General features: G+C 36.1%; 12 protein-coding genes. 5 read left to right on the top strand and 7 right to left on the bottom strand.

Annotated elements, in window-relative coordinates; all coding sequences use genetic code 11:
- Positions 1–40: 40 nt before the first annotated feature.
- Entirely contained in the window at positions 41–754 is a 714-nt protein-coding gene (locus tag INR76_RS03755) for a 3'-5' exonuclease (RefSeq protein WP_223109326.1), read from the top strand.
- 89 nt (positions 755–843) lie between these two features.
- Here the strand turns inward: INR76_RS03755 and INR76_RS03750 are convergent, their stop codons facing one another.
- Positions 844–4,218, bottom strand: a complete 3,375-nt coding sequence (locus INR76_RS03750; RefSeq protein ID WP_223109325.1) for a GEVED domain-containing protein — start codon at positions 4,216–4,218, stop codon at positions 844–846.
- A gap of 678 nt (positions 4,219–4,896) precedes the next feature.
- Between INR76_RS03750 and INR76_RS03745 the strand changes: the two genes are divergently transcribed.
- Positions 4,897–6,585 (top strand): ABC transporter ATP-binding protein, encoded by a 1,689-nt coding sequence (locus tag INR76_RS03745; protein WP_223109324.1) that lies wholly within the window; start codon positions 4,897–4,899, stop codon positions 6,583–6,585.
- Between the two features lie 391 nt (positions 6,586–6,976).
- Here the strand turns inward: INR76_RS03745 and INR76_RS03740 are convergent, their stop codons facing one another.
- The 6 genes from INR76_RS03740 to INR76_RS03715 all read right to left on the bottom strand — a co-directional run bounded on the left by INR76_RS03740 (position 6,977) and on the right by INR76_RS03715 (position 13,667).
- The gene (locus tag INR76_RS03740) at positions 6,977–7,633 is read right to left on the bottom strand and encodes a CoA transferase subunit B (RefSeq protein ID WP_223109323.1); all 657 of its coding nucleotides are present in this window, start codon (positions 7,631–7,633) and stop codon (positions 6,977–6,979) included.
- On the bottom strand, positions 7,633–8,334 hold the full coding sequence (locus INR76_RS03735; RefSeq protein WP_223109322.1) for a CoA transferase subunit A: 702 nt from the start codon (positions 8,332–8,334) through the stop codon (positions 7,633–7,635). Before INR76_RS03735 ends, INR76_RS03740 begins: the two co-directional genes overlap by 1 nt.
- A gap of 129 nt (positions 8,335–8,463) precedes the next feature.
- Entirely contained in the window at positions 8,464–10,800 is a 2,337-nt protein-coding gene (locus INR76_RS03730) for a penicillin-binding protein 1A (RefSeq protein WP_223109321.1), read from the bottom strand.
- 4 nt (positions 10,801–10,804) lie between these two features.
- On the bottom strand, positions 10,805–11,287 hold the full coding sequence (locus INR76_RS03725; protein ID WP_223109320.1) for a gliding motility lipoprotein GldH: 483 nt from the start codon (positions 11,285–11,287) through the stop codon (positions 10,805–10,807).
- Positions 11,280–12,458: a regulatory iron-sulfur-containing complex subunit RicT gene (locus INR76_RS03720; RefSeq protein WP_223109319.1), complete on the bottom strand. Its 1,179-nt coding sequence runs from the start codon at positions 12,456–12,458 to the stop codon at positions 11,280–11,282. The genes INR76_RS03725 and INR76_RS03720 overlap by 8 nt, the downstream gene beginning before the upstream one ends.
- Before the next feature lie 177 nt (positions 12,459–12,635).
- Complete coding sequence (locus INR76_RS03715) at positions 12,636–13,667, bottom strand: rhodanese-related sulfurtransferase (protein WP_223109318.1); 1,032 nt, start codon at positions 13,665–13,667, stop codon at positions 12,636–12,638.
- 232 nt (positions 13,668–13,899) lie between these two features.
- On the opposite strand from INR76_RS03715, the gene recA reads away from it, so the two are divergent.
- The 3 genes from recA to INR76_RS03700 all read left to right on the top strand — a co-directional run bounded on the left by recA (position 13,900) and on the right by INR76_RS03700 (position 17,088).
- A complete protein-coding gene (gene recA, locus INR76_RS03710) occupies positions 13,900–14,907 on the top strand; it encodes a recombinase RecA (RefSeq protein ID WP_223109317.1) in 1,008 nt (335 codons plus the stop codon).
- A 124-nt stretch (positions 14,908–15,031) separates the two neighbouring features.
- A complete protein-coding gene (locus INR76_RS03705) occupies positions 15,032–15,556 on the top strand; it encodes an RNA polymerase sigma factor (protein WP_223109316.1) in 525 nt (174 codons plus the stop codon).
- Between the two features lie 32 nt (positions 15,557–15,588).
- Positions 15,589–17,088 (top strand): outer membrane beta-barrel protein, encoded by a 1,500-nt coding sequence (locus tag INR76_RS03700; protein ID WP_223109315.1) that lies wholly within the window; start codon positions 15,589–15,591, stop codon positions 17,086–17,088.
- Positions 17,089–17,140 lie beyond the last annotated feature (52 nt).

Genomic DNA, 17,140 nt, shown 5'->3' with positions numbered 1-17,140 from the left:
TTGTAGCTTTAAATTCTCCCCGATTATAAATTTCAACCGTATGCTTACTAGAATTAATCTGGAACATGTATTGTTTTTGGATATTGAAACCGTACCTCAACATAGTGATTACAGTCACCTAGATGATACTACAAAACAACTTTGGGAACAAAAAACTCAATACCAGCGTAAAGATGAATATTCGCCCTCAGAGTTTTATGAGCGGGCTGGTATTTGGGCAGAATTTGGAAAAATTGTTTGCATTTCAGTAGGGTATTTTAAACTAAAAGGAGATGTGCGTAGCTTTCGCGTAACGAGTTTTCATGGGGACGAAATTCAAATTTTAAAAGAATTTAAAACGCTGCTTCAAACACACTTTAATAAACCGCAGCATTTACTGTGTGCACACAATGGAAAAGAATTTGATTTTCCCTACATCGCCCGTCGAATGATTATTCACGGGATAATGCTTCCTTTTAAGCTCAACTTATTCGGAAAAAAGCCTTGGGAAGTACCACATTTGGACACCTTAGAGCTATGGAAATTTGGTGATTATAAAACATTTACTTCTTTAAAATTAATGGCATACGTCTTAGGAATTCCTTCTCCAAAAGATGATATTGATGGTAGTGATGTGCGCAACGTATATTATGAAGAAAAAGATATTGACCGCATAATTTTGTACTGTGAAAAAGACACTATTACTGTTGCACAAATATTCTTAAAGCTACGTAATGAACCATTATTAGATGAAGACGAAGTGTTGAGTGTTTAAGTTTTTCAAAAAAAGTAAACCCCTCACTTTTTATAGCGAAGGGTTACTCATTCTGACACAATCAGAATTAACTAAAACTAATTTAACAATTACTCTTTAATAAACCGTTCTACCAGTTCTTTTTGGCCATCGTTAATTTTAACGATATAAAGCCCATCAGAAAGAGTACTTACATTGATGGTTGCAGTTCTGTTTAATGAACCGTTCAATACTTGTTGACCTAAAACATTATAAATTGAATATGTTGCCTCGCGATTATCAAGTAATTCAATATTTAAAATGTTTTCAGCAGGGTTTGGATACATATTAATGCCAAAAGCTGCTTCAGATATACCTAATGAACCATAGTTTTGCTCTTCAGCATTCGTTGTATTTGCTGCTTGTCCTATATTTACAGTATAATCTTCAACCTCACCATATGAGAAGGTCTCACAGGCAGTTTGAGCGCTATTGTATTTCATAGAAACACGCATACGAGTAGGTCCTGGTAAAGCTGTCGTTGGAACTGAGAATGTTGCACTTAGCGTTCCGCTACTTGTAGAAGAGCCGCTGGCAAGTACTTCATTGTTTTCAAAAGTTCCATCTTGATCATAATCAATCCAGATTTTCCAGTACTCGCGGTAACTAGAGCTTGAGAATCCTGCACTTATGTAAAGCGTATTTGATCCATAAGGAAGGTTGGCAGATAAGTTTGTATAATCTGCATATCCGCCGTCGTTTCCTGTCACATTATTTAAATTGTTTAATCTAACTAAATCAATCCACTCATATGAAGAGTTGTTTCCTTGTGTATCACAGTAGGTAACAGTATTAGATTGTGTAGTGACATTTACAGTATTACTGTAAGATGAATTATTTGATGCAGCATCAAATGCTCTTACTTTAAATGAATACGTAGTTGCTGGTGAAAGTCCGGTAATATTGGTAGACGTACCAGTAACAGTGCCTAAACTTGTATTTCCTTGAAACACTTCATACCCCGTAACACCTACATTATCTGTTGAAGCATTCCAACTAAGAGCAACAGAAGTTTGAGTAATATTGGAAGACGCCAAACTTGTTGGTGCTGAAGGTGCTTGTGTATCAGCTCCACTTCCGGAAATAGTTACTGTATAATCTTCTACTTCTCCATAAGTGAAAGTTTCACAAGCAGTAGGAATTCCGTTATACTTCATAGAAACACGCATTCTAGTATTTCCGCTTAGTGCTGAAGAAGGCACCGTAAAACTTCCGCTTACAGGTGTAGTTGTAGATGCAGCCCGTGACCACACTTGTTCACCACTATCGTTAAAGTCTCCATCTTGGTTATAATCAATCCAAACTGAATATCCTTCAGAATATACCGTTCCTGTCCAAACTGGTGTAACAGTAATTGTTGCAGAACTATTTTTGGCTAAGTCTGTACTCAGGTTTGTAAAGTCTGAATACCCATTTCCAGATCCTGAAGTATTGTCAATTGAGCCTATTTCAACTTGCCCAATGTATTCATCACTTACATTATTTCCTTGCGAATCACAATAATTAAGTTGCACTTCTGAAGTTGTAAAGTTTTCTGAAGCAGAGTAATTTGAAGTACTTCCGTCGTTACATTTACTTCTTACTTGAACCTCATAGCTTGTTTCTGGAGTTAACCCGCTTAAAGTTGTAGATACTCCCGAAGCAGCTTGAGTGGTCCAAGAACTTGAGCCATTTTCACGGTAGCGTACATCATAAGTAGCGCCAGATACAGCATCCCAAGTCACAATTGCAGAATTGGATCCTACACCTGAAACGGTAACATTGTTTGGCGTAGTTGCTTCACAAACCACACTTTCTTCTGTAATACCTGTAACAATTAAACTAAAGTTTTGACTTCCGCCGCTTAAGTTTCCTTTGTTTGTTACTGTAATAGTGTACGTTCCAGATGCATTTGCAACATCAACACGTTCAAAGGGATCTACATTGTTATCTCCCGTTCCGTTACTAGTTATAGATGTAAGTTTGTAGGGTGTATATGTTGAACCACCTTTTGTAACTCGTATATCCAAATCATTTACCAATCTAGGCGTTGATGAGTTTGTTTGTGTGGTTGCAGTTCCAGGAACATCAGTCCAAGAAATAGAAGCCATTAAATCATTTACTCCGTCTGCGTTTACTGTGATAGTATAAGTTTCTCCAGAGTTTAATGTTAATTCATCAATAATAGAGTTGGCTCCTTCATCGGTTATGGTTTCTGCGGCACGCTTAGCATTCAAAAGTCCCCAACCATATACAGCATCTGGCCCAGAAGGACCTGCATCATCTGCTGTGTGCATAGCCAAGCCTTTTAATGTTGCAGCACGCATAAAGTTTCCGTTTAAGTCATTGTGATGTTGTTGTAAAAGCAATAATGTACCTGTAACATTTGGTGAAGCCATAGAGGTTCCGGTAATACTTGCATACGCAGTATCACTGTTTTCATAGGTAGAATACACCGAAGTACCATTTCCGGTAATATCTGGTTTAATTCTTAAATCATCTGTAGGCCCTTCACTACTTGAGCTATTTATGGTAACGCTTATTAAATTACCGTTTGAATCAATATTGGCATCTTGAGCGTTTGCTACTACCAAGTTGTTTTTTGAAGTAGAATGACCAGTTAATTTATCATATGCAGAATTTCCATTTAATGGAGAGCCGTTATAATTTGTATTTCCGTCATTTCCGGCAGCTACAACCATCAAATAATATGGAGCATTGTGCATTACCTCATCCCAATTACGTGATTCTGTGATGTAAGCACCAAAATAATAATCTGGAACCAAATCTGAGCGATACCCGTAGCTATGGTTTGATAGAAGCATTCCGTTTGATGCGGCAGCTGTTGCTTCGGCTACATCATTATTCCACATATAGCCTCTTACTCTAGATTGCGGAGACATACCTTTGGCACTGGCCTGTACACCAGAAGCAGTTATTGTTCCTGTAACGTGAGCAGCGTGAAAGTTAAGCTGTGTACCACCTTCAGAAGCAGCATCTTCAACACTTACGCGATTAGAGCCGCCTGGGCCATCGTATTCTTGATGAGTCACTCTAGCGTGACCTCCATCCCAAACATAAGCTATCATGTTTTGTCCATCTAGATTTAACCCTAGATTACCTCCAGAATTAAGAAAGTTGGTTCGTGTTGATACAGCGGCATTTGCATTAAATGTTCTGTAATAGATAGGGCTTCCATCATCTGCAAAATATTGAAGCTCGGCAAATCCTCCATCTGGTAAAGAAATTTTAGTTTGAATATTTCTTTGTTGAGCTAATGCTAAAACTTCTTGTTTCTGCTGTTTATTCTCGTTGTCTAGTCTTTTTTCTAGTTGAGATAAGTTGTTTAAGTCATACCGACTTGTAATTTGTTTTAATTGGCCTTTAGTTTGTGAAAAAGCCATTCCTGCGGTTAAAAGCAACGCAATAGTAAATGCGCCCTTATTTAAGAGGTACTGAAATTTCATAAAGATAGGGTTGTTAAAGGGTTATAAAAAAATGAATTGTTTTGAGAATATATGCCCAGTCTATAAAGAGGAATTTTTAGACTTTCTTGCGAAAAACCAATACTTGAAGCTATTGTTAGTGACAATGCGCCAGCAAGGTCTTTATACTTGTTTCTCATAATTAGTGAATATTTGGGTTAATACTTAGGTTTGATTGTTATAATTATTTGTGGGGATAGTGTATTGTGGGGCAATACACTCACTTTAATTTAATCGTATACGGTCTTAGTTTTTGACCAAAAGGATTGGTAAAATAACTGTTTGAGAGATAATTCTATTTGGGATACTTTAGATAAGTGAAGGGGATACAAGAGAAAGTAAAGATGGTTTGATGGTTCTAACAGAAAATTAAAAAATAGACGCGGTGGTTGCTTTACATTTCGCGTAACATCTTTAAAAGAATTAAAGAGATTAGTAAATTCATAAAAAAGATATCTTTTCGTCATAAACAGCAATAAAACGGTCCAATTGTTAAAAAACTGTTACGAATTAAGCTAAAATATTAATAAAAACCAAAAATAATCGATAAACTACTGACAATTAGTTGTTAAAATTTGTAAGAAAAAACGCTAAACTCTAGTAAATACGTAGGATAAAGAATAAAATAGAAATAGCGTTAAAATTCTTATTTTTGATTTTATGCAAAACAAACCGCTTCTTTCAGTTTCAAACCTTTCTATTTCCTTCGGAACAAAAAAAAAATGTACAGAAGTTATTCACGAAATATCATTCAATGTTTCCGAAAATGAAATAGTTGGGGTGGTTGGAGAATCAGGTTCGGGTAAGTCTGTAACGGCTATGTCAATCATGGGCTTACTACCTGAAAAAATTACTAACATCAAAGGGAGTATTACATTTAAAGATCAAAACTTAGTATCATTCACTTCCAAACAGCTGCAAAAATTTCGGGGGAATGAAATTGCAATGATTTTTCAAGAACCGATGAGTGCATTAAACCCATCCCTTACTTGCGGATTTCAAGTCTCAGAAATACTTAGGCATCATTTAAATTATTCTGCTGCTAAAGCAAAAAAAGAAACCTTATCTCTGTTTGAAAAAGTAAAACTGCCAAGACCCAATGAGTTATATTCAAGCTACCCACACCAAATAAGCGGAGGGCAAATGCAACGAGTTATGATTGCTATGGCAATTGCTTGCAAACCAAAATTATTAATAGCAGATGAACCCACAACCGCGCTAGATGTAACGGTTCAAAAAGAAATTTTACAACTTTTAAAAGAGTTACAAAATGAAACCGGTATGAGTTTAATTTTTATTTCTCATGATTTGGCACTGGTTTCAGAAATTGCCGACCGAGTAATAGTAATGTATCAAGGGAATATTGTTGAAACCGGAACCGTAAAAGACCTTTTTAAAAACCCCAAAGCTGAATATACCAAAGCGCTATTGGCGTCAAGACCAACACTTGAAAAACGACTAAAAAAACTACCTACAATTGCATCAATTGCAGATAAAAGTTTTATTTCGGAAATTGAAACCCGTCAAGAACGAGCAAAGCAACATAAAAAAATATATACCCAACCACCTTTACTAGAGGTAAAAAATCTAGAAAAAGAGTATTACAGCAATGTTGGCTTTTTAAAACCTAAAAAAACCGTTAAGGCGGTAAATGATGTAAGTTTTGCACTCTTTGAAGGAGAAACTATGGGCTTGGTAGGTGAATCTGGCTGCGGAAAATCTACTTTGGGTAAAACAATTTTACAGCTGGAAAAAGCTACAAAAGGAAAAATTCTTTACAGAGGAAAAGATTTAACAAAACTCAATAGCCTTGAAATACGAAAGCTTAGAAAAGAAATTCAGCTTGTTTTTCAAGACCCTTATTCTTCTTTAAATCCACGTTTGCTTATTGGCGAATCTATTGTTGAGCCTATGAAAGTGCACGGCATAGGATATTCAAAAACCGAACGTAAGGAGAAAGCTATGGTTCTTTTAAACAGAGTAGGCTTAAACGATACCTTTTTTTATCGCTATCCACACGAATTATCCGGTGGGCAACGTCAACGCGTGGGTATTGCCAGAACAATTGCCCTAGAGCCAAAACTTGTGATTTGTGATGAGTCTGTTTCAGCATTAGATATATCTGTGCAAGCTCAAGTATTAAACTTATTAAATGAACTTAAGGATGATTTCGGGTTTACGTACCTTTTCATCTCTCACGATCTGGCAGTTGTAAAATATATGGCAGATCAACTTTTAGTGATGAATGAGGGTAAAATAGAAGAAATAGGAGATGCAGATGAGATTTATGAAAATCCTTCAAAAGACTATACCAAAAAACTTATTGACGCTATCCCAAAGGGGATATAAAAAGAACCCGTTCTAACCTCACAAAGAACGGGTTTATTATATGAATCGTTGCAGATTCGGGGCATAATTAAATAAGCCTAAAATAGCCTACGTTAAGTAGTTACATGAGCAAAAACACTTTTTTTGCAACATAGAATACATTCTTTATTAAAAGCACTGTATTCTTTAGGGAGTTAATTATGTTTTTCATAAGTAAGTTTTTAGTTAGTTCATCAAATTTGGGATTGCTAATATGAAAAAGAAATCTATAATAAGTCGATAAAAAACATATTAATTCGATTAAATACTTAAAATTTTAACATTTTAGCCTTATACGTAAGAAATATCTTATTTTTTGAAATAAAAAAAGCCAATGTATTTACATCGGCTTAAAGTTTTGAGCTTTGTATTCTTATAATTGCATTTCCGGAATATCTCCTTCTACAACCAGAGTACCTTCTGTAGCTTCTTGAATTTCTTCTATACTTACGCCTGGAGCTCGTTCTAGCAAATGAAAGGCATTATCTTTTACTTCTAGTACGGCAAGGTTTGTAACTATTTTTTTTACACAAGCAACTCCCGTTAACGGAAGGGTACATTCTTTTAGTAATTTTGAATTTCCGGCTCGGTTGGTATGCATCATTGCAACAATAATATTTTCTGCTGAAGCAACCAAATCCATTGCGCCCCCCATTCCTTTTACCATTTTACTCGGTATTTTCCAGTTGGCTATGTTTCCGTTTTGAGCGACTTCCATAGAGCCTAATATTGTTAAGTCTACGTGTTGCCCTCGTATCATTGAAAAACTCATTGCAGAATCAAAAAATGATGCGCCGGGTAATGCTGTGATAGTTTGTTTACCTGCGTTAATTAAATCTGGGTCTTCTTTACCTTCAATAGGAAAAGGTCCCATGCCTAATATTCCATTTTCACTTTGAAATTCTACTTGAATATCGTCTCTTACAAAATTGGCAACTAAGGTAGGAATACCAATACCAAGATTAACGTAATACCCGTCTTTTACTTCTTTTGCGATGCGTTGTGCGATTTGTTCTTTACTTAATGACATTATTTATTAGGTCTTACGGTTCGTTGTTCAATTCGTTTTTCATAATCTTTACCTTGGAAAATGCGCTGTACAAATATACCCGGGATGTGAATTTCATTTGGGTCTAGAGATCCTGCGGGCAGTAGTTCTTCAACTTCTGCTACAGTTATAGTTGCTGCGCCACACATATTTGGGTTAAAGTTTCTGGCCGTTCCTTTAAAAATTAAATTTCCGGCTTCATCACCTTTCCAAGCTTTTATAAAGGCAAAATCTGCTTTAAAAGCGCGTTCCATCACATACATTTTACCGTCAAACTCACGTGTTTCTTTTCCTTCAGCCACTTCGGTTCCATAACCTGCAGGAGTAAAAAATGCCGGAATACCACTTTGAGCAGCTTGGCATCGTTGGGCTAGTGTACCTTGCGGAATAAGCTCTACTTCCATTTCACCACTTAGCATTTGGCGTTCAAACTCTTTGTTTTCACCTACATATGATGAAATCATCTTTTTTATTTGATGTTTTTTAAGCAGTAAGCCTAGACCAAAATCATCTACTCCCGCATTGTTTGAAATACAGGTTACATTTTGAACATTTCTTCTTACTAATTCGTTTATGGCGTTTTCGGGAATACCGCTTAAACCAAAACCTCCAAGCATTAAGGTCATATCATCTTTAATGCCTTCACAAGCCTCTTGAACGTTTGAAACCGTTTTATTAATCATTATTCATATTTTTCAGAAAATTACAAAATTTGCTTCAAAAATGCTTCGGAAGTGAGGATCAATTTTATTTAGTAAATGAAAAAGCCGTTCCAAGAATTGAAACGGCTTTTTAGGTGTATAGATCTTTCTTTAAAAGTCAAATTCGTCAGGGACTTCTTCAGTATCTTCTGTGTTTTCTTTCCATTTTGAACAATTTGTTTCAATGGAAAGCTTTGAGGGGCGTTTAAAATCTTCATCAGAAACGTTTAACTCTTCATCAGCTAAGCATTTTTTCATATATATTGCCCAGATAGGGAGTGCCATAGTTGCTCCTTGGCCATAAGTAATACTGCCAAAGTGAGTTGCTCGATCTTCACCTCCTACCCAGACGCCGGTTACAAGATTGGGTACCATGCCCATAAACCAACCGTCACTGTTATTTTGTGTAGTACCGGTTTTTCCGGCAATAGGATTTTTAAAATCGTATGGGTAACCTGTTATTATTTCTTCATAAAGTCTACCTCCACGCCACGTTCCGCGCAATCTACTACCTGAACCAGATTGAACTACTCCTTGCATGAGACTAACGGTTACATAGGCTGTCTCATCACTTATAACGTCTTTGGTTTCAGGAACGTTTTGATATAAGACCGTTCCGTTTTTATCTTCAATACGTTGAATAAGTGTTGGTTTTACATATACACCTTCATTGGCAAACACACTGTACGCGCCTACCATCTCATATAGTGAAACATCTGGTGTACCCAAAGCAATAGAAGGAGCGGCCGGCATATTTTCTGTATCAACTCCCATTTTTGAAATTAATTCAATTACAGGTCTTGGTCCTACACGGTCAATTAATCTAGCTGTAACGGTATTGATAGATTTTGCCAAAGCTTCTTTGAGAGAAACCATACCTCCATAATCACCGCCAGAATTTCTAGGTGTCCAAGGTTTTAATAATCCGTATTTACCTGCTTCAATAGTGTACTGTGTATTTGGTAAAGTATCACAAGGTGACATATGCATTTGGTCTATAGCAGTAGCATATACAAATGGCTTGAAGGTAGAACCTATTTGGCGTTGCCCTGTTTTTACCATATCATACTTGAAGTTTTTATAATTTATACCACCTACCCACGCTTTTACTTCACCGGTTTGAGGTGTCATAGACATTAAAGAAGACCGTAAAAACTTTTTATAATATCTTATGGAGTCCATAGGGGTCATAGTGGTATCTATGGAGTTGTTTTTTGCAGTCCAAGAAAAAACGCGCATTGGTGTTTTCTTTTTGAAACTGGCAATGATTTCTTTTTCGTCTTTACCTTGGCGTTTCATATCTCGCCAGCGATCGCTTCTTCGCATGGCAGATTTCATAATTTGTTCGGTTTCTTCTTTATTTATGTCTCTAAATGGAGCGGTTTTATTGTTTTTATTTTGTCTGTCAAATTCATTTTGAAGGTTTTTCATATGCATATCAACTGCTTGTTCTGCATATTCCTGCATTTTTGAATCTATTGTTGTATAGACTTTTAAGCCGTCACTGTAAATATTATAACTAGACCCATCGGTTTTTGGGTTTTCTTTAATCCAATCTGCCATAAAAGCTCTTACATATTCTCTAAAATATGTTGCAATACCTTCATCGTGGCCTTGAGGTGTGTATTTAATATTAAGAGGTAAGGCTTGTAGTGAATCTTTTACGCTTTCGGTGATATAATCATACTTTTCCATTTGAGAAAGCACAACGTTTCTGCGGTTTTTTACTCCTTCAGGATTACGAAGCGGATTGTAAAGCGATGAATTTTTAAACATACCTACTAGCATAGCAGATTCTACGGTTGTTAATTCTGAAGGGTTTTTGTTAAAATAAATACTTGCTGCAGATTCAATACCAACTGCTTGATTTAAAAAATCATATTCATTAAAATACATGGTAAGTATTTCTTCTTTGGTATACCTACGTTCTAGGCGCGTTGCAATAATCCATTCTTTAATTTTTTGAATACCTCGCTCTAGTTTATTATCTGAAACTTGCTCAGTAAAAAACAATTTTGAAAGTTGTTGTGAAATGGTACTGGCACCACCTCTAGATCCTAAAAAAACAGCGGCTCTCACAGTTCCTTTTGCATCAATACCAGAATGGTTGTAATACCGAGCGTCTTCTGTAGCAATAAGCGCATTAATCAAGTGATCTGGAAGCTCTTCATATTTTACCGGAGTACGGTTTTCTTTATAAAATTTACCTAGCGTAGTACCATCTGTTGAAATAATTTCGGTTGCTAAGTTTTTTTCAGGATTTTCTAGGCTTGTTTCATCTGGTAAACTTCCAAAAAGCCCCCATGAAGCAAATAAAAATACCAATATTATTAATAATACAAATGCACCAAAAAGCTTCCAAAAGGTCTTAATGTGCCGGCTTACATCGTCTTTTTGTTTTTTTGACTTTTTTTTGCCTGTTGATTTTGTAGCTTGTTTTTTTGCCATTTTTTTATTCTTGAGAAGCTTCTTCTACACTGAAACCTACATCTGTGATACCTTCTAGTTTTGTAACGCCATCTACATCGCCGTTATTGCGCACGGCTTGCATAATGCGGAGTTTGTACATTCCTTCTTCAGGAAAAGTAACCTTTTCTTTAAACCATAGTTTGCTTTCTTTCAAGTTGCCTATACCTTCGCCTAACCATTCACCGTTTGGTTTTGCCATTCGGTACTCGAGCGTATCTTGAATGGTTTTACCGTGCGGAAATTCCATAGAAACTATTAAAAACAAATTATTAAAACGATAATCGTTTGTATTCCGAAGGTGTAAAAAGACATTGTAGTTTTTAACTGAATCTAATTGCGGAATAGTAAATTCAATAATATCGTCTTTATTCCAATAGTTAGGTAGCGACTGTGTGTCACTCATTACAGCGTCTGTGTTACAAGAGAACAAAATTCCTGAGATGGCAATAAAAAAAAGACTACGCATTCTTTTTTTGGTTTCTTTGTTTGTTTCGTTTTCTGTTTTTATTACGGTTGTTTCGGCGTTTTTTACGTTTTTTTGGTTTTGGTTTGTCAAAACGAGTTAAACTATCTTGCCCAACCACATTGCTGAAAAGTTCTTTTTTTGATTTTTGAACTTCAACAACATACTCTTCAAGGCTTGCAACTTTAGTGCCTTTTTTATTAAGTGCAATTATTTTATTTACATTTTCTACAGAAAGTTCTAGCCAGTTCATTCCTTCTTTCACATATGAGAACCACATTAAGCCTTTAAAAATGTCTATTTTTTGACAAATAGCAGGTCCTTTCTCGGTTTGTAGCTTTACATCTGTTTTCGGAAATTCTTTTAAAGCTTCAAGATAGGTGTCAAGCTCATAATTAAGGCAACATTTTAACTTGCCACATTGTCCGGCTAGTTTTAATGGGTTAAGTGACAATTGTTGGTAGCGTGCCGCTGATGTGGTGACCGATCTAAAATCTGTTAACCATGTAGAGCAGCATAATTCGCGACCGCAAGAGCCTATTCCGCCCAAGCGAGCTGCTTCTTGCCGAAACCCTACTTGTTTCATTTCAATACGAATATTGAAGGTGCGAGCAAATTCTTTAATTAATTGTCTAAAATCTACACGCTCTTCAGCAGTGTAATAAAAAATAGCTTTTGAACCGTCTCCTTGGTATTCAACATCGCTAATTTTCATTTTTAGACCTAATCGTATTGCTATTTCACGGGATTGTTTTTGAACGCTAGGTTCTTTATCACGGCAACTTTTCCATTTATCAATATCTTTTTGAGACGCTTTACGGTATATTTTTGGAAGCGCATCAAGATTTGTACGCTCATTTTTCTTTTTCATTTGAACGCGTACCAGTTCTCCGGTTAAGGTAACCACACCCACATCGTGACCGGGTGCAGCCTCGGTAGCAACCACATCACCCATGCTTAATGACAGGTTTTCATTGTTGTGGTAAAAGTGCTTGCGACCATTTTTAAAACGTACTTCCACACCTTTGAAAGGTTCCATATTGGCAGGAAGTGACATATTGGAAAGCCAGTCAAACACCGTTAATTTATTACAGCCATCGGTACCGCAAGTTCCGTTGTTTTTGCATCCCTTTGGCTGTCCGTTGGCGCCAGTGGCACAGCTTGTACAGCCCATATTCTATATATATAGCTCATTTTCAAAAGAAAACGAGACGAAGATTAAACATTCTCTTAAGAAGTAAAGATACCAATAATTAATTACGATTAATAGATTATAAAATAGGATTTCTTAAAATTGATTTTGATGAGTTTTTATTCTAAATAATTAAGGATTGCGTAAAAAGGTTAAAGACTACTTCTTAAATTTCAACTTTTCAGACCTACCTTTTTTAAAGATTTTATTACTGTTAGGGATGCCTTTTCGAAGTCTTTTTTGTTCCTCATAAGGAAGTTGAATGATTTCTTTACATTCATCGCTGCAGCAATTTTGCATGGCTTTGGCACAGTCTTCACATTGAATAAAAAGCAAGTGACACGCTTCGTTGGCACAGTTTACATGCGTATCGCACGGTTTTCCACATTGGTGACAATTGGCGATTACATCTTCAGTGATTCGCTCACCACGACGATGATCAAACACAAAGTTTTTACCTATAAATTTATTTTCTAGTCCTTTGTTTTCTACTTGGCGTGCGTATTCTATAATTCCACCTTCAAGCTGAAACACATTTTTAAAGCCTTTATGTTTGTAATAAGCACTGGCTTTTTCACAGCGAATCCCACCGGTGCAGTACATCACAAGGTTTTTATCTTCCTTGTGGTCTTTTAAATCTTCTTCAATAATATCTAGTGAATCCCGAAAGGTATCCACATCGGGTGTTACGGCTCCTTGAAAATGACCAATTTCACTTTCGTAGTGGTTTCGCATATCGACCAAAACCGTGTTGGGGTCATCGATAAGTTTGTTGAAATTTTCTGCATCAACATGAATACCTTTGTTAGTGACATCAAAAGTTTCGTCATTTAAGCCATCGGCAACAATTTTAGGTCGTACTTTTACTTTCAGTTTTAAAAATGATTTTAAATCGTGTTCAATAGCAATATTCAATCGAACACCATTTAAAAAATAGATACCGTCGATAAACTCTTTGAAAGCATTAAATTTTTTTGCTGGAACAGAAAGTTGGGCGTTAATCCCTTCGTGAGCCACATAAATACGGCCTAGAACATCTAGCTCTTCCCAAGCTACGTATAAATGATTTCTGAAAAGTTCTGGATTGCCAATTTTGGCATATTGATAAAAAGAGAGGGTCAAGCGGTCTTCACCAGCTTGTTCCAATAAATCGGCCCGCTCTTTTGCACTTAGTTTGTTGTACAGTTGCATGCTATACTTTTTTAGTGAAAAGATTGTATTAAAAAATTGAGCTGCAAAAATACATAAACCCTTTGTTTTGGGCAAAATAAGTTAAGCGGCACATAATATTAGAACCGAGTATAGAAACTGAATCAATGCGTTCTGTTAACAAAAAAACTGTTTTCAGGGATTTTCCTTTTGCGGTAAAAGCAAAGAAATAGTACCTTAGCCTACTGACTTATTTACAGCTAAAATTCACACTATGAGCAAAGAAAAAGAAGCAAAATTAAAAGCGTTAAAGCTTACACTTGATAAAATGGATAAAACCTACGGAAAAGGTACGGTTATGAAAATGGGCGATGCTGCCGTACAAGAAGTAGATGTAATACCAACAGGTTCGCTAGGGCTTGATGTAGCTTTGGGTGTAGGAGGCTATCCTCGTGGAAGAGTTATTGAAATATATGGGCCGGAATCTTCGGGTAAAACCACTTTAACTTTGCACGCTATTGCCGAAGCACAAAAAAAAGGAGGTATCGCAGCCTTTATTGATGCAGAGCACGCTTTTGATCGCTATTATGCTGAAAAATTAGGTGTAGATATTGAAAATTTAATTATTTCACAACCAGATAATGGAGAGCAAGCTTTGGAAGTTACCGATAACCTAATTAGAAGTGGCGCTATCGATATTATTGTGGTTGATTCTGTAGCAGCATTAACACCGAAAAGTGAGATTGAAGGCGAAATGGGAGACAGCAAAATGGGACTCCACGCCCGGTTAATGTCACAAGCCTTGCGTAAATTAACAGGATCTATAAGCAAAACACAGTGTACAGTTATTTTCATTAATCAATTGCGTGAGAAAATAGGTGTGATGTTTGGTAATCCCGAAACGACAACAGGTGGTAATGCCTTAAAGTTCTACTGTTCTGTAAGGTTAGACATTCGCCGTTCTACACAAATAAAAGATTCAAACAGTGATGTACAAGGGAATAAAACCCGTGTTAAAGTGGTGAAAAACAAAGTAGCACCACCTTTTAAAACAGCCGAGTTTGACATTATGTACGGTAAAGGAATTTCAAAAGTAGGAGAGGTTATAGATTTAGGAGTAGATTTTGAAATTATCAAAAAAAGCGGTTCTTGGTACAGTTATGATGATACCAAGCTAGGTCAAGGACGTGACGCTGTTAAAACATTACTACTAGACAATCCAGAACTTATGGAAGAACTGGAAGTTAAAATTAAAGACGCTATAAATACCTTAAAAGAATAAAAAAGGTACAATCTGCACGCAACCTTTTGTAAATTAGGGTATCTACATAGTGTAGGACCTTGATTATTTGCTGCCGTTTGCTTAATTTGAAAGTATTAACCATCAATAACCACGGTACCGCAATTTGACTTTAGACGAGCTCATACTAAAATGTAAGAAGCAGGATATTAAGGCACAAGGAGCATTGTACAAACGATATTCCGGTATCTTATTTTCCATTTGTTTACGGTATTCACCCAATAAAACCGAAGCCGAAGACAATTTGCAAGATGCGTTTCTTACTATTTTTAAAAAAATTGAGCAATATAAAGGCAAAGGTTCTTTTGAAGGTTGGATTAAACGAGTAACTGTCAACACCGTGCTTCAAAAATATCGTAAACAACGTGTTTACAATATTGAAGATGAAGCACAAATTGAGCAGGAAGATGACGTTAGTGTAGATACTGAAACAGTTCCGCTGGATTATTTATTAAAAATTATTCAAGAACTACCAGACAGGTATCGGTTGGTATTTACAATGTATGTGATGGATGATTATTCACATAAAGAAATTGCCGATTTGTTAGGAATCAGTGATGGAACGTCTAAATCTAATCTAGCAAGAGCACGAGCTATTTTAAAAAACAAAATAGACAACTATAACCCATAAAACAACGTAAATAAAGTAGAACCTCCCCCTCTATGAAAAACAAAAAGCACATAGACGAGCTTTTTAAAGAGCGTTTTAACAATGTTGAAACGACTCCTCCTCCACACGTTTGGGATTCTATTCATGCCGAATTGCAAAAGAAGAAAAAAGATCGAAAAGTAATCCCGTTATGGTGGAAAGTAGGCGGAGTTGCTGCTTTATTGGCACTACTGTTTACCATAGGTAATTCAGTATTTAATTCTGAAAATCAAAATAATGACATTGTTACCGAAGATGTAACTCATCCAGAACAATCTCAACCAAAGATAGACACCAACAAAGCTGTGATTGGTGATACACAAGTTGCTTCAGAAACTAAAGAAGAGTATTTTGAAATAGAAGATAAAACAACTTCAGATAAAAAAGTAGCACCAAACTCTCAGAAAAAAGAGAACCTACTTCAATCTGAAACTAAACATACTTCTGCTGTAGCCGAAGAAAAAACATCAAACAAGAAATCATCTACTATTTCACCTGACAAAGCTTCAGAAATTGATGAAAAGCTAAAAACTATTACAGAAAAAAATGTGGTTGCTACAGCTTCAAATAAAGAGGAAACAAAATCAAAAAACACACGAGAGGAAAATACGCTCGAAACCCTAAAAATAACTCCTGAGAACACAACAGGTAAAATTATTTCAGAACAAAATACTACCGAAACAGCTACTGCAAAAACGGAAGAAAGCAATATTGCTAAGAAACAATCTATTTTTGAAGCTATTGAAGAAAATAATTCACCTAAAGATGCAGTTGCCAAAACAAACAAACCTGACAATCGTTGGGATGTTTCACCCAATGTTGCACCAGTGTATTATAGTTCGCTAGATGGTGGATCATCTATAGACCCTATGTTTTCTGATAATTCTCAAAGTGGCGACGTAAACATAAGTTATGGGGTGCAAGTTGCATATAATATTACCGATAGATTAAGTATTCGATCTGGAATAAACAATGTAAATCTTGGTTATGCAACAAAAGGTATTGATATAGGTACAGGACCGGTTGCTTTAGGGCTTAGAACTATTAATTATAACGGTAATGAAAACGTAATTATCGCTGCAGATCCTGGAGGTTTGCAAATGAATAATTCTGGTGATGGTTTTGGTGCTATCACGCCAAAATCTACTGGTGGCAATGCACGAATTATTCAAGACATCAGCTATTATGAAGTGCCACTAGAGGTTAAATATGCATTACTCAACAAACGAATAGGAATTAACATGATAGGAGGGTTGAGTACACTCTTTTTAGGCAATAATGAAGTTTCGGTTGAGGATGGTGATTTTAGAAGTGTGTTGGGAGAGGCAAACAACCTAAATTCTTTAAGCTTTACCACAAATGTTGGGGTAGGGTTTGATTACAAAATTAGTAAAAGATTAAAGTTTAATATTGAGCCTATGTTTAAGTATCAACTTAATCCGTACAGTGATTCATCGGTAAGTTTTAGGCCTTACTATTTGGGATTGTATAGCGGGTTAAGCTTTAAGTTTTAGGTTAGTTTTTTAGTTGGTTAGGTTTGGGTGATGCCAAACATGATTAAAAGAA

It is taken from the genome of Marixanthomonas sp. SCSIO 43207 (genome assembly GCF_019904255.1).
Classification (GTDB): domain Bacteria; phylum Bacteroidota; class Bacteroidia; order Flavobacteriales; family Flavobacteriaceae; genus Marixanthomonas.
This window is presented reverse-complemented; position numbering and strand designations above follow the sequence as displayed.

What these genes read in the sequence shown, in the direction of transcription:
- INR76_RS03700 (WP_223109315.1), top strand. Translation starts at nt 15,589, where the DNA reads ATGAAAAACAAAAAGCACATAGACGAGCTTTTTAAAGAGCGTTTTAAC.
- INR76_RS03715 (WP_223109318.1), bottom strand. Translation starts at nt 13,667, where the DNA reads ATGCAACTGTACAACAAACTAAGTGCAAAAGAGCGGGCCGATTTATTG.
- INR76_RS03755 (WP_223109326.1), top strand. Translation starts at nt 41, where the DNA reads ATGCTTACTAGAATTAATCTGGAACATGTATTGTTTTTGGATATTGAA.
- INR76_RS03720 (WP_223109319.1), bottom strand. Translation starts at nt 12,458, where the DNA reads ATGGGCTGTACAAGCTGTGCCACTGGCGCCAACGGACAGCCAAAGGGA.
- INR76_RS03750 (WP_223109325.1), bottom strand. Translation starts at nt 4,218, where the DNA reads ATGAAATTTCAGTACCTCTTAAATAAGGGCGCATTTACTATTGCGTTG.
- INR76_RS03745 (WP_223109324.1), top strand. Translation starts at nt 4,897, where the DNA reads ATGCAAAACAAACCGCTTCTTTCAGTTTCAAACCTTTCTATTTCCTTC.
- INR76_RS03725 (WP_223109320.1), bottom strand. Translation starts at nt 11,287, where the DNA reads ATGCGTAGTCTTTTTTTTATTGCCATCTCAGGAATTTTGTTCTCTTGT.
- INR76_RS03740 (WP_223109323.1), bottom strand. Translation starts at nt 7,633, where the DNA reads ATGTCATTAAGTAAAGAACAAATCGCACAACGCATCGCAAAAGAAGTA.
- INR76_RS03735 (WP_223109322.1), bottom strand. Translation starts at nt 8,334, where the DNA reads ATGATTAATAAAACGGTTTCAAACGTTCAAGAGGCTTGTGAAGGCATT.
- INR76_RS03730 (WP_223109321.1), bottom strand. Translation starts at nt 10,800, where the DNA reads ATGGCAAAAAAACAAGCTACAAAATCAACAGGCAAAAAAAAGTCAAAA.
- recA (WP_223109317.1), top strand. Translation starts at nt 13,900, where the DNA reads ATGAGCAAAGAAAAAGAAGCAAAATTAAAAGCGTTAAAGCTTACACTT.